This is a genomic window from Actinomadura sp. J1-007, assembly GCF_009793335.1.
In the GTDB taxonomy this organism is placed as follows: domain Bacteria; phylum Actinomycetota; class Actinomycetes; order Streptosporangiales; family Streptosporangiaceae; genus Spirillospora; species Spirillospora yumaensis.
On record NZ_WING01000001.1, the window covers coordinates 2,622,758 to 2,643,013 of the forward strand.

Below are 20,256 nucleotides of genomic sequence, written 5' to 3' on the forward strand. Positions count from 1 at the left end.
AACCGCCTCCGTCCGGTTTCCCGCCGCATCCCATTGCGGCGGGAAACCGGACGGACTTTCCTGTCCCGGCCCCCAGGATGCAGCCCCCGTGAAGCAGGACTTAGAAGCCTTCGACGATGACCTGGAAGTTGACCGGACGGTTCCCCGGGAACGCCACCTTCCCCGCGGCGTCCACCATCTTGAACCGCACATAGCACAGGCCCGGCTTTCTCGGCGTGGTGATGTCGGCCCGGATGTCGACCATCTTGCCCGGCCGCGTGTCGTTGATCGGCACGTCGGAAATGGTCTGGCACTGGTCGGCCCGCTGCGGGGTGTCGAGACGGCGCAGCGAATACCCCTCCCATGGCACGGTCCCGGCGTTCTTGAGCCGCCAGATCTTGGTGATGGTCTTGCCGGCGCCGACGCGCACGCAGTCGGGCAGCGTGACGTCCGCGACGAACGCGGCCGCGTCGCCGCTGTGCGCCGGCGGGGCCGCCGCCGGGTTGGTCACGGGCACGGGGCAGTCGGCCGGGGAGAACGCGGCCTTCGACGCCGCGGCGGACGGTTTCGGACCGTTCCGCTCCTGCCCCGAACCGCGCTCGACGGCGATCACGACCACCGTCCCTATGCCGACGGCCGCCACCGCGAGCGCGACGACGGCCGGACGCGTCAGCCGCGACCGCCTGCGGCCCCCGTTCGGGGAGTCGCCCGCGATCTCCTCCTCCGGCGGCGGCGCCTCGCCCACCGCGCGGAGCTCCTGCGAGTCGATGGCGAGGTGCACGGCAGGACGTTCCGCGACGTCCATCGCAGAGGCCGGGAGCCCGCCCGGCGGAAGGGCCGCGGAGGGTTCGACCCCCCGGGCGTTCGCCGACCTGACCGCCCGGTTGGCCTCCTCCCAGCGCTCGCGGTACGCGGCCGGGTCGGCCCCGCACGCCTTGACGAACTCGGCGGTGGTTCCCCAGCTCGGGAGCCGGTTGCCCTTCGTGGCCTCATGAAGCGTGGTGTGCGAGATCGCCCCTGACCGGCCGGACATCTCGCGGAAAGGCGGGTTGCCGACCGAGCTGCGAAGTTCCCGGAGGCGCGCCGCGAAGTCCGCGATCGCCTCCGCCTGTGCACGCATGTCGTCCACCGGCCGAAGCTAACAGCGCCCAACGTCTTCACTCAAGCTCGAATTGGTATCGGCGGCCGATGCGAGGCGAACCGGATACGAACCGATCAGATCTAGATCATCCGCACCCGAGGACGTATCCTCGACTAGCGCCCTGGGACCGCGCTGCGTGATCGCCCAGTGACCCTTTACCCCTGCGCCCACTTCGTACTTCCGAAGCCCGGCCATGACCGGACAACGTGACCCGTTCCGCGAGGTTGCAAGGAAGTTCGCGCATCATTCACCGACTATTGAGTAGGACGTACCCCTGCTCCGCGAAGCTCCCCACGAAAGCACCGGCCTACCCCTCCGCCTCAGGTTTACCGCGCTCCTTACACCCTGTAGTCCGTTCCCACTTTCCACTTACTCCCTAGGCCCCGCCTAACTCAAGGCCGATCCTGCGGCCGGACCACTCGTCGCCCCGCCGCTCGCCCTCACCCGTTCCTAGGAATCCCGCCGGGGACGCCACATGGGCCAGCAGGTCGGGCCGTCCGGGATGTGGATCTCGCCGGTGACGGTGAAGCCGAACCGCTCGTAGAGCGGGATGTTCACTTCGTTGCTGCTTTCGAGATAGGCGGGCATGCGCTCACGGTCGCAGCGCTCCAAACCGGAGCGCAGCAGTGCGCTGCCCACGCCCTTGCCGGGTTCGGTCGCACCGATCTGGGCGAGGTACCAGTGCGGCTCGGGGGGACGCTCCTTCCGCAGCAGATCGTCCACGATCTGGCCGTACCGCACACGGCCGCGCATCGACCGCACGAAGCCCACCACCGCGCACGCCGTTCGCCAACCGGACGCGGCGTACCCCGGCGGATCCCACAGGGCCGCTCCCAGCGGACCGTTCTCGCCATAGGCGATCTCGGCGGTGCCGGGTGCCGCGTGCGTGTGGCGGGCGAGCGTCACGAACATCCCGGTCATCCCACGCCCGTCCGGCAGGATCCAGCGGATCACCGGATCGTCCGCGAACGCCCGCGCGAGCACCTCCCCCAACAGCCGCGCCTCGTCCTTACGACCCGTACGCACCTCGACCATGAGCCCACAGTAAGCCGCCCACCCGAACGCCGACCGGAATCCGAGCCCCCGATCTGCGGGCCCGGGATTCCCGACAATCCCGGGCTCGTTCATCGGATCAGCGTCGTTGAGCGGTCGCCGTACGTTCGATCAGCCGAAATTGCAGGAGTACGCCTCCCAACTGCTGGGGGACGTCGCCACCGCGGGCGGCTCGCAGGTGACCCGGACGTGGTGGTTCCAGGTCAGGTTGAAGTACAGCGTCTCCACGAAGAAGCGGCTGTTGTAATCGGTCACGCTCGGCTCGCAGCCGTCGGCACTGAAGGAGAAGTCGGTGTGCCCGACCCTGAACCCGCTCGTGCAGTAGATGCGTCCTTCCTGGTCGGCGGCCGAGGCGGGCACGGCCGTCAGTGCGACGGCAGCGGCGGCCGCCGTGATGGCCGCCCACGATCGTGTTTTGAGCACAGCAATCCCTCCCAGGGGGTGGATGTCACTCCACCCACTCAATAGGCACGCAATGTCCTTGCATAGCTACCGAGAGTGACTACTGAGGGCGGCCGGGTGAGACGGCTCTACGGCTCCCGGACGGCCCGGACCATCACCTCCGCCCGCCGAACTGCCAGTTGTGCACCTCGATGTCGGCGTACCGCTCCTCGCTCAGGATGGCGCGTGCCGCGTCCGGGTCCGGCGCCCGGGCCAGCAGCGCCGTGCCCACCCAGGTGGTGCCGTCGTCGGACAGCAGCGGCCCGTACGCGATCAACTCGTCCTGCTCGGCAGGAACGGCCAGGTCGGCGGCCTGCCCGGCGCCGAAGCCGAACACCAGGTACCGGTCGCCGTCAGTCGGCCCGCCGGGGAAATCCCACATCGTACGTCCCAGCGTGTTGCGCCACCGCCGCAGCAGCACGTCCCGGTACACGCCGGCCTGGTAGTTGGGCTCGTCAAAGGCGAACGCGCGGGCAGCAGCGGGATCGGGCAGATCAAGGATGTGCACGCTGCCGGTGGGCGTCTCGCCGTCGTCCGCGAGCGTCGGCCCCCTGGCAATCATCTCTTTGGCGTACCGATCCATATACGACCAGTGCTCTTCCCCCAGCTCTTCACGCAGCGCCAGAGACCCGGCCCGGTCACGGTGATAACAGAGAAACTCCATTCCCCTAGTCTCTCCCCCGCCACAAACGCCTCGTCCATACCGCCCCGCGGAGCGTCGTCGTACGGCCAACGCATCCCCGCCGGTCAGGGCCGGGGCACGACCGGCCCGGGTCCTGGATCGGGGCTTGCCGTCACGGGCGAACGTGGGGACAGGGTCGTGACACGGCAACGCGTCGTCGTTGCAAGTCAATGGCAGCGATGGTGACCGAGACGTGGTCGCCGACTTCGACTGCTGTCCGGGATGGCGCGCCAGGAGTGGTGTTGTCGTCGGTGCTGTGAAGCAGGCCCTCGATACCGTCGGCAAGGCGAACGAAGGCGCCGAACGGAACGAGTTGGGTGACGGTCCCGTCGACCACTTGTCCGACGCGGGTGTGGTCGGCGAATTGCCGGAACGGATCCGGTTGGGTGGCGCGTAGCGACAGGCGGGCCTCGCCGTTGCTGGTATCGAAGGCCAGGAGCTCGCAGGTGATGTACTGGCCCACGGAGATGACTTCCGATGGGTCCTGAAACCACCTCCAAGTCAGCTCCGGCATGGTGATGAACCCGACGCCGGGAAACACCGGATGGTCCGGCCCTTCGTCCAGGGCGACGAACACACCGAACCGTTCGATCGCCGCCACCGTTCCCGACAGTCGCTGTCCTGGCCGCAGTTCTTTGAGGAACGCCCACAACCGGGGGTTCTCCGTCGCCGACCTCGACAGCCGAACTCGGCGTTGTGCGAAGTCGACGGCGACCACTTCAGCGTGGACCCGGTCCCCGGGCCCAAGGATTTCGGCCATCGCGCCGGAGGACCGCCAGGAGAAATCGAGCGAGCCAATGACACCGATCGGAGCGTCAGGGAAGTCATCGAGAAGGACAAGGGCGTCCGACCGCTCAACCGCAGTGATGGTGCCGGTGAGAACGTCTCCAACGTTCACCGTCGACAGGAAGCCCGTCAGCGACGGATCATCTTTCGAACGGCTCATGACCCCAGACTTCCATGGCCTGCTCCGTCGCGGACAAGCCCCGCCATCGACGAAAGCGTTGGGCAAGGCAGTCGTCTTGCCAGATCAGCACGGATGTTCGCGGCGTTCCGGGTCCCAGCAGCCTGTCGCAGACGGCGCCTCACGATTCCGCGGCCGGGGAGCGGCGTCGTACGGTTGCGGCATGTCTCCTGTGGAAGGCGCAGCGGCCAAGCTCTCCTTGCGCGAGCGGCGGCGGGCCGTCGCCGTCCGGGAGATCCTCGGCGCGGCCGAGTGCCACATCGACGAGAACGGGCCGCACGCCCTGTCCCTGCGCGCGGTAGCCCGGAATCTCGGAATGACCGTGCAAGCGCTTTACCACTACTTTCCGAGCCGGGACCACCTCGTCACCGCGCTCATCACCAAGGCGTACGGCGATCTGAGCGATGCCGTGCAAGAGGCCGTGGACGCCGCGCCCGACGAGACGTCCCTCCAGCGGCTGGTGTTGGCGACCGAGGGCTATCGGCGTTGGGCCATCGCCAATCCTGAACGGTTCCAGCTTGTTTACGGGGCGCCGTTGCGTCATTACGAGGCGCCTGCCGAGGGGCCCACCACACAGGCGGTTCGCCGGATGGGCACGATCTTCCGGCGGGAACTGTTCGACGGGTTCACCGCGGAGCAGTTGAGGGCCGCCGACACGCCCGCGCTTTCGCCCACGCTCCGGGAGTATCTGGAACGGCTGCCGGCGGACGGGCTCGGAGACCTGCCGCCCGCCGGAGCCTCGCTCTTTCTGAGCGCTTGGGGGCACATGCACGGTCTTGTCGTCCTGGAAGTGTTCGGGCACACCGCGTTCATCGGCGACCATCAGGCCGAGATCTTCCGCATGGCGATGCTGACCATGGTCAAGGACATCCGCGGCCGCATTCCGCCCGCCGGGGCCGGCTCATAGCCGGTAGGTCACCCGCCACTTCGCTCGCACACCGAAGACCCGGGAAGAGCGCTGTCGTACCTCCTGGCGCGAAAGGTAATCGGGCCATCGGGTCTTCCTCGTCCACGCGAAGCCGGAAAGGAGGTTGATGTTGTGGCAGTTCAGCTCGGAGAGGTCGCTGCGCGATACGTCGATCCTGATGGGATGCAACGCGAACATGGTCTTCTCGGCGGCACGGAGGACGGCGAGCCGGGCCTTGCTGCGGAGGGCACTGTCACGTGCGCGGACGAGGGCGGGGTCAGCGCCGTGGCGGTGCACCAGATTGCTGCCGCCCGCATAACCCGTATGCGGTCCGCGACCGCCGCTCATCTCTTCCCTGAGGGCTTGAGTGATTCGCCGCGCGTGCTCGCCCGCACGTTCGAGGTCTGCGGAATCGCGGCGGTGGAGGGGCCGCGGATCCTGCCGTTCCGACGTGTGCTCATGCAGGAAATCGATGATCTGGACGAGTCGTCCGGCGCGGTCGAGGACCAGTTCGTCCACGGGATGGGAGCCGTCGGACAGATCATCGTGCAGTGACTGCGCCAGCCCGCGGGCCCGGACAAGGGCCTTGGCGCAGTCGCCGACATGCTCCAGGTTGAACTCCGTGCTGGGATCGAAGCCCATGCGGCAACAGTAACCGTCCCGCTGGGACCCCTCCCCGCCGTTGCTCCGACGACGAGTCGAGGGGCGGTTATCCAGGGGCTGCGTATTGGGAGTCGAGTGCTTGTTGGGCGCATTCCTTGATGGTGGCCAGGGCTTTCTGGACGTCGGACAGGTGGGTTCGGTGGCTCATCGGGTTGATGCGCAGGAAGAAGCGTCCTTCGACCTTGGTGCTGGACAGGAAGACGCGTCGGGTGGCGTTGATCCGTTCGAGCAGGCGGCGGTTCAGCTCGTCGGTGCCGTGCAGGCGGAACACCACGACCGACAGGTCCGGCTTCCATGGCAGTTCGAAGAGCGGGTCGTTGGCCAGTCGGCGGTGAACGAGTTCGGCCAGGTCGAGTTTCTCGTCGAGCGCTCGGCGGAACGCGGCGACTCCGTGGAGATGCAGGGGAAGCCACAGGCGCAGGCCCCGGAATTCGCGGGTCAGTTCCGGGCCGAGATTTCCGTAGTCGGGCAGTTGCTCCACTGTTTCCAGGTCCTGGAGGTAGTCGCCGCCATCGGCGTGGGCGGCAGGGAGAACGGCCGCGTCCCGGACCAGGAGGACACCGGTCCCGTACTGCAAGAACAGGCTTTTGTGCGGATCGACCACGATGGAATCCGCGCGGTCGATCCCGGCCAGGCGCGCCCGGCCGCGCGCCGTCAGTTGCAGGCCCCCGCCGTACGCGGCGTCCACGTGGAACCACAGGCGTTCGCGCGCGGCGAGTCCGGCGAGGTCGTCCAGCGGGTCCACGGTTCCCGTGCTCGTGGTGCCGGCCGTTCCGACCAGGAGGAACGGCCGGAGCCCGGCGGCCCGGTCGTCCTCGATCATGCGGGCGGCCGCGGCGGCGTCCATCCGCAGGCGGCGGGTCGGCACCACCCGGACGGCCGAGGGCGGCAGGCCGGCGATCCGGGCCGCCTTCGCGATGCAGTAGTGGGTGTGCTCGGTGACGTACAGGGTGCCGCGCGCGAAATCCTCACCGAGCCGGTCGTGGCGCGCCGCGACGAGTGCCGTCAGCGTCGCCAGCGAAGCGCCCGTGGTGACCAGGCCGCCCGCCTCCTCGGGGAGGCCGAACCGGGCGGCGAGCCAGCGCAGGACGCCGTGCTCCATCGCGACCAGCGCGGGCGCGAGGTCGGCCACCGCGGTGAAGCGGTTGTATACCTGGGCGAAAGCGTCAGCGAGCGCCGAGGACACCAGTCCGCCGGACGGGAAGTAGGCGTAGTAGCCCGGAGACGCCGGATTCGCTCCATGCGCGGCGGCGTCCTCGAAGGCGTCGAGAAGGGCCTCCAGCTCCGCGCCGTCCTCGGCGGGAGGCCGCCGCATCCGCCGGACGGCCGCGTCCGCCTCGCCGAAACGGCCGGCGGGCGCCGAAGGCAGATCATCGGCGTACCGCGCGAGCCGGGCCATGATCGTACGGCCCATCGTCTCGACCGTCCGGTGATCGGACTCCAGCGCGTCCGGTTCCGCGTGCACAGCCGTACCTCCTGCTCCTGGCCAACGAGTGCCGCCAGGTTAGGGAGGCGATGTCCTGGCCGCTTGTACGAAATTGCCATCGCGCTGGTAGGCGCCCGGGGTCACGCCCACCATCCGCCGGAAGTGGCGGGTCAGGTGCGCCTGATCGAAGAATCCGACCGCCGCGGCCACCTCGGCCGGAGGCAGCCCCCGCTCCAGCAGGCGCCGGGCGTTCCTGACCCGCGACTGAGTGACGAACGCGTGCGGCGGCAGCCCGTACGCCTCGCGGAACGAACGCAGCAGGGTGAACGGCCGCGCCCCGGTCTCAGCGGCGAGTTCTTCGAGAGAAGGCGGATTCAGCAGCCGCTCGCGCAGGATCTCGTGCGCGCGGGCTACAGAACCCCGCCGTTCGGCCGTTCGCGCCGGAACGGGCCGCGACGTGCCGTTCAGCAGGAGGAGCCCGGTCAACGCAGTGCACAGCAACGACTCGGCGGTGAGCAGATCCTCGGTTTCGGCGGCACGATGCGCCCGTACGATCAGTTCGGCGCTCCGGCGGTCGTAGCCGATCCGGTCGCGGAACGACGGCGTTCCCCGTCCGCCGCCGAGCTCCGTCATGAGCTCGACGGACGGGTACAGCACGCGGTACCGCCAGCCGTCACCGGCCACCGCACGTCCGGTATGAACCACTTCCGGCTCGATGAGGACCACCCCGCCCGCGCCGACGCGTTCGATCCCGTCGCGGAAGCCGATCTCCTCCACGCCGTCCTGCACCACGCCCAGCGCGTACGTCTCGTGGCCATGCCGGGCGAAGGCGTGACGGGTGAAGTGGGCGCGCATCAACTGCATGCCCCTGAGCCCGTCCAGACGCCACAGCCGTACCGGCGACGCGGCCACGGCCCACCTCCTTTCGTACTGCGTGGCGGGCGCATTTCTATCCTGCGCGGCTTCGGCCTTTTGCGGCGGCCGGCGCCATGGAGCCCGCCGAACGATCGCGACGGCGCTCGGCCCCTCGCGCGTCCGATTCCGTCCTAGCGCAGGCGGTACGCGCCGGAGGCGAGGGCGGACGCGATGGTGTCGGCGGTCTGCTCGGGGGTGAGCGCCCCGGAGTCGAGGGCGTGCGGTTCGAGATCGCCCAGGTCGGCGAATTCGTCGAACATCTGCCCGATCGCCTCGGGATCGGTGAGAGCGCCCGTCCCGCGGGCGGTGGCGCGGGCCATGACCACGTCGCGTTCGGGACGCAGGACGACGTAATCGAGCGGAACACCGGCCTCCGCGGCGGCGCGGTGGAACGGCGCCAGGAACCAGGGGCCGACGACCCCGTCGAAGACCACGTGGTAGCCGCCCGCCGCGTATCCGGCGGCGGCGGTGGCCTGGACGTCGATGACCGTCTCGTTCTGGTGCTGCGCCTGCGGCAGGTACGGCGCGATGGCGCCGCGTTCGATGAAGCCGAAGAAGTCGTCGCCGTGCAGGCGCACGCTCGGTGTCAGCCGTCCGGCCAGCACTCGGGCCACCGTGCTCTTGCCCGCACCGCACGGACCGGTCAGCACGATGACCGACCCGGTCCCCCATCCGCCATCGGATTTCCTCCTCCTGGGCGCTGCCTACTGCTGAATCGCCGCCCATAAGACACCGCTGAGCACAAGAACGTGACAGGTTAACGTGAGAACGACACTGCACCGCACGGATCGGCCCGCGCACGCCAGGCGGCCCCCATCCCAGTGCACCAGGCCAGAACATGGACCGGACCTCGGGCGGCGCGGCACCGTCCATACCCGACACTCAAGCAGCGCACATATCCATCCTCATATCAATTTCTGATTCATATAAATATTGGACTTGCCCGGGAAGGAGATGATCTCCTGCCGGGCATGACACGAGCTCCTCGGCTGCGGCTGGGCGCCGCGGCACTGACCGCCTGCGCCCTGCTCGGCGGTGCGGCCTACGCGACCGGCACTGCTACCGGCGATACCCGTACGGCGAAGCCCGCCGCCGCCCAGACCGGCGGCTCCGGCACCGCCGCCTCAAACCCCGTTCTGAACGACACGCTGCGGAAACTGGAGAAGTCGTACCACGGGCGTATCGGCGCGGTGGGCATCGACCTGGGCACCGGTAAGACCGTCGGTTACCGGGCCGGGGAACGGTTCCCGTTCAATTCCATGTTCAAGGTGTTCGCGTGCTCCGCGGTGCTACACAAGGCGCGCACGAGCAGTCCCGGGCTGATGGACAAGGTCGTCCACTGGACACCGGGCGAGATGGCGGAGCTGACCGGGAACTCCCCGGAGACCACCGAGTACACCGACACCGGCATGACACCCGCGCAACTGTGCCGCGCCGGTATCACCAAGTCCGACGGCTTCGCGGGCAACCAGCTCCTCAAGCAGATCGGCGGGCCGCCCGGCCTGACCGCGTTCTTCCGTTCCCTCGGCGACCGGGTGAGCCGCCTGGACCGGCCGGAGCCCCGGCTGACCGAGTGGGAACCCGGCGACGAGCGCGACACCACCACCCCGGCCGCCGCCGCGCGGACCTTCGCCGAGCTCACCGCCGGGACGGGCCTGCACCCCAGCGACCGCGCGCGCGTGGTCGCCTGGCTGAAGGCGAGCCTCACCGGCGCGACCCGGATCCGGGCCGGACTCCCCAAGGACTGGACGGTCGGCGACAAGACCGGCACCGGCGGCGCGCGGAACCACGGCACCGCCAACGACATCGCGATCGTCTGGCCGCCCCGGTCGAACGCCCCGTTGATCCTGTCGGTGCTCACCAACCGCGCCACCGACGGCGTCCCGCACGACGACAAGGTGATCGCCTCCACCGCGACCGCCCTGGCCAAGGCGCTCGGCAAACTCTGACCGAGCCGCTCGTCCACCAGGCCGAGGGCGACCGTCCACACCGAGAGACTGTGGCGCGTTCTACCCGTCGGCGTTGTTGAGTGGTTTGCGGCCGACGGCGCCGTAGAAAACCGCGTGTTCGGGTGGGCGCGGGGCGCCATCGGGACGCCATCGGGTGATGAACTCGACTCCGGGCTCCACCGGTTCGAGGCCGTCCATGAACCGCGCGATCGCGGCGCGGTCGCGGTGCACGGCCTGCGCCGACGACATCCGGGAGTACTCCGCGGTCGCGGTGTCGCCGGTCTCCGCGCCGAGGTCGGCGGTGGTGTGCGAGACCGCCACGTACGAGCCCGGCGGGAGCGCGTCGCGAAGGCGCCGGACGAGGGCGTGCGGGTCGTCGGCGTCGGGGATGAAGTGCAGGACGGCGATCAGCAGCACCGCGACGGGACGGTCGAAGTCCAGGGTGCGGCGCGCCTCGTCCAGGATCGTGTCGGGGTCGCGGAGATCGGCCTCCAGAACGGACACGTTCGGCGCCTTGCCGAGCAGTGCCCGCGCGTGCGCGACGACTCCGGGGTCGTAGTCCACGTACAGCACGCGGGCGTCGGCGTGGAACGCCTGCGCGACCTGGTGGACGTTCTCCCGCGTGGGCAGTCCCGTGCCGATGTCCAGGAACTGGTCGACGCCCTGCCCGGCGATGTAGCGGACGGCGCGGCCGAGGAACGCGCGGTTCTCGATCGCGCTGCTCTGGATGTTGGGGTTGATCTCCATCAGCCGGGCGGCGACCTGCCGGTCCGCGGCGTAGTTGTCCTTCCCGCCGATCAGGGAGTCGTAGATCCGGGCGGGCGACGGCACCGAGGCGTCGATCCCCGGAGGCGGCGGGCGCTGGTTCACCCCGCGAGGCTAGGCCGGACGCCCAGATGATCTCCACGGAACGACCGCATCCGGACGTCCCGCACCCGGCCACGCCCGGACCTCCCTCCGTTGAGGTGCGGGGCGTGCCGCTGCGTCCGAGGGGGCGGTCCGCGGCGGACGCGTTCCGTTTTGACGGTGGGCTCCGTGCGCCGTTACCGTTGGTGACGTCATGGGCGTTTTCACTAAGTAACTCCAGGTGTGCCGCCGACGGTCGATCGCCGATCCCGTCGACGCCGGCACGCGGGTGCACATCCATCACCCGGCTCCCGTCGTCCTCGGGAGCCCGACCTGGAGTTCTGACTTCCTTGAACGTGTTCCGTACCGCGTTCCGTCCTGCCCTGCCCGCATCCCGGGCCGCGAGCCGATGGAAAGCCCTGGCCGTACTGTCCCTGTTGCAGTGCCTCATCGCCGTCGATGTCACGGTGGTCAACGTCGCGCTGCCCTCCATCGGCGCCGACCTGGGGGCCGGCCCCGCCGCGCTCGCCTGGGTCGTCACCGGGTACGCCCTGGTCGGCGGCGGTCTGCTGCTGCTCGGCGGCCGGATCGCCGACCTGCTGGGACGGCGCCGCGTCTTCCTCGCCGGCGCGGCCCTGTTCGGGCTGTCGTCGCTGCTCGCCGCGGCCGCGCCCGACCTGCCCACGCTGGTCGCCGCCCGGTTCGGGCAGGGCGCCGGCGAGGCGCTCGCCTCCCCCGCCGCGATGTCGCTGATCGCCCTGCTGTTCACCGAGCCGTCCGAACGGGCCCGAGCGCTCGGCGTCTGGGGCGCGATCTCCGGGCTCGGCATGGCCGGCGGCGTCCTGCTCTCCGGCGTGCTCACCGAGCTGCTGCACTGGCGCTGGATCTTCCTGGTCAACCTGCCGGTCACGGCCGCGGTGCTCGCGCTCACCCCGCGCCTCGTACGCGCCGACCGCGCTCCGGAGCGCCGGGGCGGCCTGGACGTGCCCGGAGCCGTACTGCTGACCGCCGGTCCGCTGGCGCTGGTGTTCGGAGTGCTCCAGGCCGCGCACCGTCCGTGGAACGACCTCGCCGTCGCGCTGCCGGTCGTGGGCGGTGTCGCGGCGCTGGCGGCGTTCGTGCTGGTCGAGCACCGTTCGCGGCGGCCGCTCGTCCCGCTGTCCTTCTTCGCCAACCGCACCCGGACGGTCGCGAACGCCGCGACGGTACTGCTCAGCGCGGCCCTGTCCACCACCTTCTTCATCGTCACCCTCTACCTGCAAGACGTGCTGGGGTTCACCCCGCTCCAGGCGGGCCTGGCGTACCTGCCGTTCTGCGCGGTGCTGCTCGTCACCCTCGTCCTGACCGAGAAGGTGATCGGGAAGCTGGGGATGAAGAGCACCGCGCTCGCCGGCCTCCTGGCGTCCGCGCTCGGCGCCGGCCTGCTGTCCCGGCTGCCCGTCGACGGGAACCTGTGGATCGACGTCCTGCCCGGCATGATCGCGATGGCGGCCGGTATGGCGCTCGGCCTGATCGCCTTGCAGAACGCCGCGTTGCACGGCGTCACCGAACAGGACGCCGGTATCGCCTCCGGCGTGCAGCGATCCGTGGACCAGCTCGGCGGCGCGCTCGGCCTGGCCGTCCTCGTGGGAACGGCCACCGCGATCGCCGCCCACGCGCCGGGCGACATCGCCGCGCAAACGGACGGTTTCCGGGTCGCGTTCCGCTGCGCGCTCGTCGCGGTCACCGCAGCCGCGGTCGGCTTCAGCATCCTGGCCCGCAACCCGCACCAGGACTGACCCCGCCCACCCCGCGCCGCTGAATTCCGCGCCCTCGCGCTTTTGCGCTTTTGCGCCGCAGCGTCGCTGAAATCCGGCGCTCCCCGGGGCAGCCGCCCGTCGGCCGCTGCCCCGGGGAACCACCGCGCGCCCCTCAAAGACGTCCGAAAGGGCTCAGGAAAGAAGGAACGACTCGATCGAGGCGGCGAGCGCCACAGGGGTCTCGTGCATGGGGTAGTGGCCGGTGTTGGCGAGCACCTGGATTCGGACGTTCGGGTAGCACGCCGACCAGGCGGCGCGGACGGCGTCCTCCGGAATGGCCCGGTCGTACTGCCCGGCGATGGCCTTGACCGGCGTCGGGTCGCCGGTGACGTCGCCCGCGAAATCGGTGTGGAGGAACGAGCGGGGATAGGCGGCGAACGCCGCGGGCGTCGATCCGCGCATCGACACGTTGACCATGTGGTCCAGCCACGCGGTGCCGGCACGGTTGCCGGTGGCGTGGTCGAGGAGTTCGCGCCGTCCGGCGGGCGAGTGCGCCGCGGCGGCGAACGCCGCCCGCTGCCGGGCGGTGAGCGTCACGCGTCCGGCGGGAGTGGGGTGACGGCGACGAGCCTGCGCACACGTTCCGGCGCGTCGGCCAGAACGCGCTGGATCGCCTTGCCGCCCATGGAATGCCCGACGAGTGAGAACCGGTCCCAGCCGAGCTGGTCGGCGAGGGCGATGAGGTCGCCGGCCATCTCCTCCACGGTGTACTCGCCCGGAACGTCGCGCCGACGGCCGTAGCCGCAGGCGTCCATCAAGGCGTAGCTGAAACGGGAGCCGTCGAGATACTCCGGGAAGCACCCCCACGCGCCGGTCGGAACGAACCAGTCGTGCGCCACGAGCACCCGGTGCGGGCCGGACCCGATGATCCAGGCGGGGACGTCCATCAGGCGGCCTCGGCCGACCGTCCCGCGAGCCAGCGGTAGGTGAGCAGGATGTTCATCCGGTGCAGGGAGCGCACCAGCGCCCGGTACTGCTCGGGTGCGTCGGGCAACGGCTGGATGCCCCACATCGGCAATTCGTCGTACAGCACCTCGACGGGGACGCCCGCGTCCCGGCCGCGCTGGACGGCGGCGGCCAGGTTCTCCAGGTAGGAGATCCAGGCGGACAGACCGGGCTCGGCGGGCCCGAGGAACCCGTGACCGGGAACGATGGTCTCCACGTCCAGCACCGCCCGCATGGTCCGCAGGCTGCGGGCGTACCCGACGGGGTCGCCGATCAGCGCCATCGGCGTGACCCCGTAAGGCAGGACGAAGTTGCCGGTGAACGCCACGTTCGCATCGGGCACATGGACGACGGTGTCCCCCGATCCGTTGCCCGGGCCCAGGTGCCATAGGTGCACGACCCGGCCGCCGAGGTCGATCTCGCAGAACCGGTCGACCACCACGTCCGGCTTGCGCCAGGTGTGCACGGTGTTCAGGGAGTCGTCGCCGTACATGCTCTCGGCGCGCAGCCGCTTCTCGGCCTCCAGGTCGGTCATGGCCGCCTTGTTCAGCCGCGAGGAGAACAGCGTGACGTCCCGGTCGAACGCGGTGTTACCGAAGGTGTGGTCGCCGTGGTACGTCGTGTTGACCAGGTAGCGGACCGGCCTACCGGTCAGGCCCGCCGCCACCTGCCGGAGATGCCGCCCGACGGCGGGGGTGATCCCGGCATCGACCACGAGCGCCGCGTCCCGGCCGACGATCAGCCCGTTGTTGTCCTTGGGCACCTGGTTGGCCATCAGGGCGAACACGCCGTCGGCCAGTTCCCGCGGCTCCAGCCGCAGTCCGGCCGGGCTGAGGTTCGGCGCGACGAACCCCGGCGGGCGTTCGCCCATCTCGTGCGCGACGGGCAGGTGACCGTCCATCACGAACTCCTTTCGGTGAGGATGACGCTCAGGAAGAACCGCACGTGCTGGTCGACCAGCCGCCGCGCCGCGTCCAGGTCGTCCGGGGCGGCATCGGCGTGCAAATGCAGCAGGCGGGGCACCTGGAGCGGCGCGAACAGTTCCCACACCACCTGCCGGGCGGGCAGGTCGGCGCGGACGAGCCCGGCCTCCTGCCAGCGCGCGAACGGCTCCTGGAGCTGGTCGCGGGCGCTCTCGATCGCGGCGGCGAGGCCGTCCAGCCCGCCGCCCCCGCTGCCGTCACGCAGCAGCACGCTGCTGAACCGCCGGGCCCGTGGGCTGGACCAGCCCGCCATCACCCGCGCCACCAGATCCGGCACCGCCTCCCGAGGCCCCGCCCGCACCAGCGCCTCCACGTCCAGCCGCAGCGCCTCGAACGAGGCCGGGCCCGCCTCGGCGAACAGCGCGTCATAGATCGCCTGCTTGCTCGCGAAATGCCCGTAGATCGCGCTGTCCCGTACGCCGACCTTGGCGGCGATCTGCCGAACCGTGGTCGCCGCGAACCCCTGCCGCGCGAACAGCTCCAGCGCCGCGTCCAGCAGCAGTTCCCGGGTATCCGGCCCGGCCCCTTGGGCGGCCGCCCCCGCCGCCGAGCCGCCGCCGGGGCGACGGCGCCGGGCGATGTCGGCGCGACGGCTCCGGGCGTTGCCGGGGCGACGGCGCCGGGCGATGCCGGGGCGGCGTGCGTTGCCTCACGATCGTCCACGCCGTATATTTAATGAGCGCTCACTTAATTTGTCAACGCCGGGAACGCCTCGCCCGCCCCGCCCAGTAGAGTAAAACGGCCGTTGCACTACCTAAAGTGGTCGTTGTAACTCCGCGAGAAAGGGAAATACGCACATGCCGCTGTCCATCTCCAATCCGTCCACGCTGCACGACCCGGTGGGCTTCGGATACAGCCACGTCGCGAAGGTGACCGCGGGCGAGCTCGTTCTGATCGCCGGGCAGTACGCCTCGGACGGCGAAGGCCAGGTGACCACGTCCGACTTCGCCGGACAGGTCGACGAGGCTCTGGCCAACCTCGGCAAGGCCCTCGAATCGGCGGGGCTCGGCTACCGGGACGTCGCCCAGCTCCGCACGTTCATCGTGGACCACGACTCCGACAAGCTGGCCGTCATCGGCACCGCCATCGGACGGATCTGGGGGACAAGCCGCCGACGCAGACGCTGCTCGGCGTGGCCGCCCTCGCCCTGCCCGGCATGCGTTTCGAGATCGACGCGATCGCCGTCCGCTCCTGACACTGCCGCCGTCCGCCGTCCGCTCCCGGTGCGGCCGCCGTCAGCGCTCGCGGACGCCCCGGGCCGCGGACGGAGCCGTCACGTACTACAGAACCAGCCGTTCTGAACGTAGGCGTTCTTGTTGACCTTGCCGTAGGCGAAGCCGTGCACCCACTCGCTCAGATAGGGGTGGTCAACGGCGCCGACCTTGAACTGGTCGCCCTTGTGCAGGTGGGCGAACGGGGCGCCGCCCCTGGAGGAACGCAGGTCGAGGTCGTTCGCGCAGACCGTCAGGCGCTTGCCGACGGTGGCGGCCGCGGCCCAGGCGAACGGGCCGCCGGCGTGGGCCGTCCCGGGCGCGCCGACCACCAGGGCGGCGCCGAGGGCGGCGCAGACCGCGATGGCGCGGCGGACTCGCGGTACGGCGATGGAGTCTCGGGGCATGTTCTCTTCCTTTCCGGGATCAGGACGGGAGTGGGACGGACACACCCGAGTGCACCACGGAGAGCCCCGGTCCCCTCCCCGCCTCCAGAGAAATGTCACGAAAAACAAGAAGGTTCTGACCTGCAAAAACAGCAGTTCACAGGGCAGTTCCCCAACGAAACGAAATAGGCGAAATACCGGCAGACGCCCCGCGCCGCCACCACCCCGACCGGTAACGTCGCCCGCGTCCGACCGACGATTGGATCCCCAGGTGATCAGCGGATACGACACCGTTCTCATCACCGCCGGACCCGCGGGCGGCCCGGTGGGCCGTTTCCTGCGCCGCTGGTCGTCGGACCGGTGGCCCGCGATGCGCGTCTCGCTCGACGACTCGCCCTTCCTCCCGCTCGCCGAGCAGACCGCTCCCCACCCGACCGCGCCGAAATCCTCCTCGCCGCAGACGACCAAATGGTCGCCGCATGGGACGAAAAGGGATATCACCTGTCTCCGTCGGGCGACGGCCCCCTGATGCTCGCTTACGAGCCCTGCCCGGCCTCGCGCCTGCGGATGCTCGCCCTGAACGACCCGTACTGCCGTACCGGCTTCGCCTACGAGCCGTACGAGACCACCCTGATCGCGACGGGCCTTTCCCTCATCACCATCGTCACGCCGGACCACGACAGCGATTTCTCCGTCCACGCCATCGACGCCCTGGCGACGTCCCTGGAAACCGCCGCGACCTAGGCACCACCCCCCGCAAACCTTGCCAGTGGCAACTGGCCAAGTCTGGTCGGTACGGCGGCCTCAGGGCGCATCCAGCGAGTTCCCAGGTACTGGTGGCATCGTTGAGGACCGATCCCGACGTACTCGCCCATACCCACTGGCCCACGAGCACACAGGGGCCTCACTCGTGCACGAGCAAGCCCGGATGGGGGAACGGCCGATGCCGAAGCGGCGCAAGGTGAGCAACATCCTCGGTCTCGCCGTGCTGGTGACGTTGTCGGCGCGGCCCATGCACCCGTACGAGATCGCGTCCCTGCTGCGAGCCCGCGGCAAGGACCAGGACATGAAGATCAAGTGGGGGACGCTCTACACCGTCGTCCGCAACCTGGAGAAACACGGCTTCCTAGAGGTCGCGCAGAACGTCAGGCACGGCGCCCGGCCCGAACGCACCGTCTACCGGATCACCGACCTCGGCCGCGAGGAGATGACCGACTGGGTCCGCGAACTGGTCGCGGTGCCCGAACGGGAGTTTCCCCGGTTCGAGGCCGCGCTCTCGTCCCTCGGCGTCCTGCCCCCGACGAGGCGGCCGAACTCCTACGCCAACGCCTCAAGGCACTCGAAACGCAGATCTGCGAGCACCGAACCGAACTCGCCGCCGCGGAGGGCCTCCCCCGCATCTTCCTCGTCGAGACCGAATACGACCTGGCCCTGCGCGTGGCCGAGGCCGACTGGGTCCGCGTCCTCCTGGAGGACCTCACCCAGGGAACACTGGCCGGACTCGACGTATGGCGCGGCTACCACGAGACAGGCCACGTCCCCGAAGAAATCGCAGACTGGGCCGAAAAGGGCGCCATCGACCACTGACCGTCGCAACGCCCCCCCCCCCCCCCCCCCCCCCCCCCCCCCCCCCCCCCCCCCCCCCGAGGTGCGAACGCCCCCACGCCCGCCGCCCTCACCGCACCAGATCGAGCCCCCCACCCTTGATCCGCTCAACCAACCCCCACCACTCACCCGCCCCAACAAAAGCGCCGGCCCCTCCGGCGCCTTGGAGTCCCGCACCCCCACCACTCTCACCAAGGCCACCGCACCACCCCCACCGCCGCTACGTCCACCATTCACCCGGGCACCAGCGAACTCGACTGGCGCGCCACCGCCCTCACCACGTCCACCGCGGAATGCCGCCACTTCCACACACTCCGCACCGCCCGTCCCGCTGTAACTGCTCTTACGCCACCCAGTACGAACAACGTTCAGCCGCGTCATACCGCCGACACTAGCCGTTCGATCAGGAGACGGGAGTCCAATGGCGGGAGAGCGGCTTCGCTGAGCAAATCGAAGGTCTTGGCGTACCCCCGAATCTCCTCAGTGCTTTCGAGGTACATACCTGCGAAGACGTTCTCCACCAGCACCACCGACAGGTCCTTCACCGTCAGACTCGTGAAGGACCCGTTCACACCGGGATGGGCACCGACGGCGTAAGGCAGCACCTGGAGCGTCACGTTGCTCCGCCGAGACTCCGCCACCAACCGCTGAAGCTGCGCCCGCCTGACCTCCGGACCGCCGATCTCCTGGCACAGCGCGGCCTCGCTCATGATCGCCCACAGCTTCGGCGCCGCAGGCTTCCTCAAGACGCCCTGGCGCTGCATCCGAAGCGCTGTGAGCCCCTCAATGTCGGGGGGCCCGTTCAGAGAGACGGTGGACGCGACAACGGCACGCGCGTAGTCCTCGTTCTGGAGCAATCCCGGAACCAGATGAAGTTGGAAGCTCCTGATCAAGGACGCGTCGGTCTCAAGAGAGATGTAGTCGAGAGTCGACCGTGAGACCTTTCCTTCGTATCGGTCCCACCATCCCCTCTTGGTGGCGTCGCGGGCGAGGGTGAAGAGGGCTTCGCGTTCGTCCGGATCGGTGAAGCCGTAACGGTCGAGCATGTTCTCCAGCGCCGGGCGGCGGATGCCTCGCTTGCCCGTCTCCAGTTTGCTCAACGAGGACGGCGTGCGGTTGAGCAGGCGCGCGGCCTTCTGAAGGTTGAGGTTCCGTTCCTCCCTGATCTGGCGCAGCCTCCGGCCGAGCTTGCGACTCCGCATGGTCGGACGATCAGCCTCGCTCATGAAGTAATCATGAGGTAACGGAATGCGATCACAGAAGGCTTCGCGGCGATCTGGCCAAAGTGCCCCGGTCAAAAGTGACTGAGTCCCGTTGTCCTGAGGACCTGAGGCCGAACGCACCGAGTGCGTGGCCTCGCATCGTGTGTCCGGTTCATTCTTTCGGCGTTGGCGACCGGAAGGACGTGGGGCGATGCCCACAGGCGAGACGACGGCGATGAAGATCGAGGCGATCCGGATACCGGGCACGGAACGGGCGGTGTCGCATGTGCGGCGCTGGTGCCTGGACCAGCTCGGCGATGACCATCCCGTTCTGGACGACGCGTTGCTCTGCCTGAGCGAACTGGTGACGAACGCGATGCGCTACACCGACTCCGGACAAGGCGGCCAGGTACACGTGGAGCTGAGCTTCTCCGAACGGGCCGTACGCGTAGAGGTCCTCGACAATGGCGGGTCGGCGACCGTTCCCTGCCTCGCGGACGTGGACGAGGAAGGCGTCAGCGGTCGCGGCCTGCGCATCGTGTCGTTCCTGGCCTCCGCCTGGGGCGCCGACCGGCGCGGCCGAGGCCACGCGGTCTGGTTCGAACTTAGAGGCTGAACGAGCTCCGGGCCGTATGCGGCGAAACGGTGCTTGTTTGCCTGTTGATGGGGTTACCGGGGCGTGGTCTGACCGCATCAACTCCCTGGCGGGAACACCCAGCGAGAGAACGGATCGTCAGCATGAGCGGCAAGCGTGGACGAAGCGCACCCCGGCCCAATTGGCCGTCACTACTGGGCCTGGTCGCCGGAGCCTTCCTGCTCTACGTATGGGTATGGGCGGCAACCCAGGGCGGCCCACCCTGGTGAAAGGCCGCGCCCACACGTACGGCAGAGCAGCCAGCACTCCCCCACCGCCACCTTGACAATGCGGCCCTCGGAATTCACCGGCTTCATGACGAGGCGCACGCCGTACCCGTTCACGCGCGCCCCCACTCAGGCGGAAGAGGCAGCGAGACGCGAGCGGCGGCCGGCTGCCCGCCCCCGCCAACGGCGGCGGACGACTCACCGAGCACTGACCGGAAGAACGGAAAGCACAGGGCAGAGGGCGCAGGGCTGGAGGAAGAGGCGGCGGAGGAAGCAGGCATCATGGGCGTGACGTGGG

Annotated in this window: 24 protein-coding genes and 3 pseudogenes; 9 read left to right on the forward strand and 18 right to left on the reverse strand. The window is 69.5% G+C overall.

All coding sequences use genetic code 11. The features are described from left to right. Window positions 1–100: 100 nt before the first annotated feature. The 5 genes from GEV43_RS11865 to GEV43_RS11885 form a co-directional block, all read right to left on the reverse strand. Window positions 101–1,099 (reverse strand): NBR1-Ig-like domain-containing protein, encoded by a 999-nt coding sequence (locus GEV43_RS11865; protein WP_241683480.1) that lies wholly within the window; start codon window positions 1,097–1,099, stop codon window positions 101–103. A gap of 471 nt (window positions 1,100–1,570) precedes the next feature. Next, window positions 1,571–2,155, reverse strand: a complete 585-nt coding sequence (locus GEV43_RS11870; RefSeq protein WP_160820745.1) for an N-acetyltransferase — start codon at window positions 2,153–2,155, stop codon at window positions 1,571–1,573. 129 nt (window positions 2,156–2,284) lie between these two features. Then, entirely contained in the window at window positions 2,285–2,596 is a 312-nt protein-coding gene (locus tag GEV43_RS11875) for a hypothetical protein (protein ID WP_160820746.1), read from the reverse strand. A 133-nt stretch (window positions 2,597–2,729) separates the two neighbouring features. Beyond that, window positions 2,730–3,278, reverse strand: a complete 549-nt coding sequence (locus tag GEV43_RS11880; protein WP_160820747.1) for a YciI family protein — start codon at window positions 3,276–3,278, stop codon at window positions 2,730–2,732. Window positions 3,279–3,408: 130 nt separating this feature from the next. Then, entirely contained in the window at window positions 3,409–4,242 is an 834-nt protein-coding gene (locus GEV43_RS11885; RefSeq protein WP_160820748.1) for a S1 RNA-binding domain-containing protein, read from the reverse strand. A gap of 181 nt (window positions 4,243–4,423) precedes the next feature. Between GEV43_RS11885 and GEV43_RS11890 the strand changes: the two genes are divergently transcribed. Further along, window positions 4,424–5,167 (forward strand): TetR/AcrR family transcriptional regulator, encoded by a 744-nt coding sequence (locus tag GEV43_RS11890; RefSeq protein WP_160820749.1) that lies wholly within the window; start codon window positions 4,424–4,426, stop codon window positions 5,165–5,167. Here GEV43_RS11890 and GEV43_RS11895 read toward each other — a convergent pair. The 4 genes from GEV43_RS11895 to GEV43_RS11910 all read right to left on the reverse strand — a co-directional run bounded on the left by GEV43_RS11895 (window position 5,162) and on the right by GEV43_RS11910 (window position 8,824). Next, the gene (locus GEV43_RS11895; protein ID WP_160820750.1) at window positions 5,162–5,809 is read right to left on the reverse strand and encodes a hypothetical protein; all 648 of its coding nucleotides are present in this window, start codon (window positions 5,807–5,809) and stop codon (window positions 5,162–5,164) included. The two genes, GEV43_RS11890 and GEV43_RS11895, sit on opposite strands and share 6 nt — an antisense overlap. 67 nt (window positions 5,810–5,876) lie before the next feature. Beyond that, window positions 5,877–7,295 carry an aspartate aminotransferase family protein gene (locus GEV43_RS11900; RefSeq protein WP_206681134.1) on the reverse strand — a complete coding sequence of 473 codons (1,419 nt, stop codon included), beginning with the start codon at window positions 7,293–7,295 and terminating at the stop codon, window positions 5,877–5,879. Window positions 7,296–7,334: 39 nt separating this feature from the next. Then, window positions 7,335–8,168, reverse strand: a complete 834-nt coding sequence (locus GEV43_RS11905) for an AraC family transcriptional regulator (protein ID WP_309239597.1) — start codon at window positions 8,166–8,168, stop codon at window positions 7,335–7,337. A gap of 134 nt (window positions 8,169–8,302) precedes the next feature. After that, entirely contained in the window at window positions 8,303–8,824 is a 522-nt protein-coding gene (locus GEV43_RS11910) for an AAA family ATPase (protein WP_160824471.1), read from the reverse strand. A 318-nt stretch (window positions 8,825–9,142) separates the two neighbouring features. On the opposite strand from GEV43_RS11910, the gene bla reads away from it, so the two are divergent. Further along, entirely contained in the window at window positions 9,143–10,120 is a 978-nt protein-coding gene (gene bla / locus GEV43_RS11915; protein WP_160820751.1) for a class A beta-lactamase, read from the forward strand. A gap of 60 nt (window positions 10,121–10,180) precedes the next feature. On the opposite strand, the gene GEV43_RS11920 is transcribed toward bla, so the two are convergent. Then, window positions 10,181–10,990 carry an SAM-dependent methyltransferase gene (locus GEV43_RS11920; protein ID WP_160820752.1) on the reverse strand — a complete coding sequence of 270 codons (810 nt, stop codon included), beginning with the start codon at window positions 10,988–10,990 and terminating at the stop codon, window positions 10,181–10,183. Window positions 10,991–11,322: 332 nt separating this feature from the next. Between GEV43_RS11920 and GEV43_RS11925 the strand changes: the two genes are divergently transcribed. Next, the gene (locus GEV43_RS11925; protein ID WP_309240011.1) at window positions 11,323–12,744 is read left to right on the forward strand and encodes a DHA2 family efflux MFS transporter permease subunit; all 1,422 of its coding nucleotides are present in this window, start codon (window positions 11,323–11,325) and stop codon (window positions 12,742–12,744) included. Window positions 12,745–12,897: 153 nt separating this feature from the next. Here the strand turns inward: GEV43_RS11925 and GEV43_RS50030 are convergent, their stop codons facing one another. The 5 genes and pseudogenes from GEV43_RS50030 to GEV43_RS56005 form a co-directional block, all read right to left on the reverse strand. Further along, complete coding sequence (locus GEV43_RS50030) at window positions 12,898–13,302, reverse strand: alpha/beta fold hydrolase (protein ID WP_241682866.1); 405 nt, start codon at window positions 13,300–13,302, stop codon at window positions 12,898–12,900. Then, window positions 13,299–13,652 carry an alpha/beta fold hydrolase gene (locus GEV43_RS50035; protein WP_241682867.1) on the reverse strand — a complete coding sequence of 118 codons (354 nt, stop codon included), beginning with the start codon at window positions 13,650–13,652 and terminating at the stop codon, window positions 13,299–13,301. Before GEV43_RS50035 ends, GEV43_RS50030 begins: the two co-directional genes overlap by 4 nt. Further along, window positions 13,652–14,611, reverse strand: a complete 960-nt coding sequence (locus GEV43_RS11935; RefSeq protein WP_175250028.1) for an MBL fold metallo-hydrolase — start codon at window positions 14,609–14,611, stop codon at window positions 13,652–13,654. Before GEV43_RS11935 ends, GEV43_RS50035 begins: the two co-directional genes overlap by 1 nt. Beyond that, entirely contained in the window at window positions 14,611–14,970 is a 360-nt protein-coding gene (locus GEV43_RS50040) for a hypothetical protein (protein ID WP_241682868.1), read from the reverse strand. The genes GEV43_RS11935 and GEV43_RS50040 overlap by 1 nt, the downstream gene beginning before the upstream one ends. A gap of 93 nt (window positions 14,971–15,063) precedes the next feature. Then, window positions 15,064–15,321, reverse strand: a pseudogene (locus GEV43_RS56005) (helix-turn-helix domain-containing protein); the annotation flags it as partial. A 169-nt stretch (window positions 15,322–15,490) separates the two neighbouring features. Here GEV43_RS56005 and GEV43_RS11945 point away from each other — a divergent pair. Then, complete coding sequence (locus GEV43_RS11945; RefSeq protein WP_241682869.1) at window positions 15,491–15,994, forward strand: RidA family protein; 504 nt, start codon at window positions 15,491–15,493, stop codon at window positions 15,992–15,994. Here GEV43_RS11945 and GEV43_RS11950 read toward each other — a convergent pair. Continuing rightward, window positions 15,967–16,311 carry a hypothetical protein gene (locus tag GEV43_RS11950; RefSeq protein WP_160820755.1) on the reverse strand — a complete coding sequence of 115 codons (345 nt, stop codon included), beginning with the start codon at window positions 16,309–16,311 and terminating at the stop codon, window positions 15,967–15,969. The genes GEV43_RS11945 and GEV43_RS11950 overlap by 28 nt on opposite strands. A 250-nt stretch (window positions 16,312–16,561) precedes the next feature. On the opposite strand from GEV43_RS11950, the gene GEV43_RS11955 reads away from it, so the two are divergent. The 4 genes and pseudogenes from GEV43_RS11955 (at window position 16,562) to GEV43_RS50045 (ending at window position 17,877) form a co-directional block, all read left to right on the forward strand. Continuing rightward, a complete protein-coding gene (locus GEV43_RS11955; RefSeq protein WP_160820756.1) occupies window positions 16,562–16,819 on the forward strand; it encodes a hypothetical protein in 258 nt (85 codons plus the stop codon). Continuing rightward, on the forward strand, window positions 16,819–17,034 hold the full coding sequence (locus tag GEV43_RS11960) for a hypothetical protein (protein ID WP_160820757.1): 216 nt from the start codon (window positions 16,819–16,821) through the stop codon (window positions 17,032–17,034). The genes GEV43_RS11955 and GEV43_RS11960 overlap by 1 nt, the downstream gene beginning before the upstream one ends. A 268-nt stretch (window positions 17,035–17,302) precedes the next feature. Next, window positions 17,303–17,443, forward strand: a pseudogene (locus GEV43_RS56010) (PadR family transcriptional regulator); the annotation flags it as partial. Between the two features lie 284 nt (window positions 17,444–17,727). Beyond that, window positions 17,728–17,877, forward strand: coding sequence for a hypothetical protein (locus GEV43_RS50045; protein WP_241684127.1), 150 nt, complete (start codon window positions 17,728–17,730; stop codon window positions 17,875–17,877). A 162-nt stretch (window positions 17,878–18,039) separates the two neighbouring features. Here GEV43_RS50045 and GEV43_RS56015 read toward each other — a convergent pair. Beyond that, window positions 18,040–18,276, reverse strand: a pseudogene (locus GEV43_RS56015) (DUF397 domain-containing protein); the annotation flags it as partial. Then, entirely contained in the window at window positions 18,273–19,121 is an 849-nt protein-coding gene (locus tag GEV43_RS11975) for a helix-turn-helix transcriptional regulator (RefSeq protein ID WP_160820758.1), read from the reverse strand. The pseudogene GEV43_RS56015 and the gene GEV43_RS11975, both read right to left, overlap by 4 nt. A 187-nt stretch (window positions 19,122–19,308) precedes the next feature. Here GEV43_RS11975 and GEV43_RS11980 point away from each other — a divergent pair, with 187 nt between their 5' ends. Next, entirely contained in the window at window positions 19,309–19,713 is a 405-nt protein-coding gene (locus GEV43_RS11980) for an ATP-binding protein (protein WP_160820759.1), read from the forward strand. Window positions 19,714–20,256 lie beyond the last annotated feature (543 nt).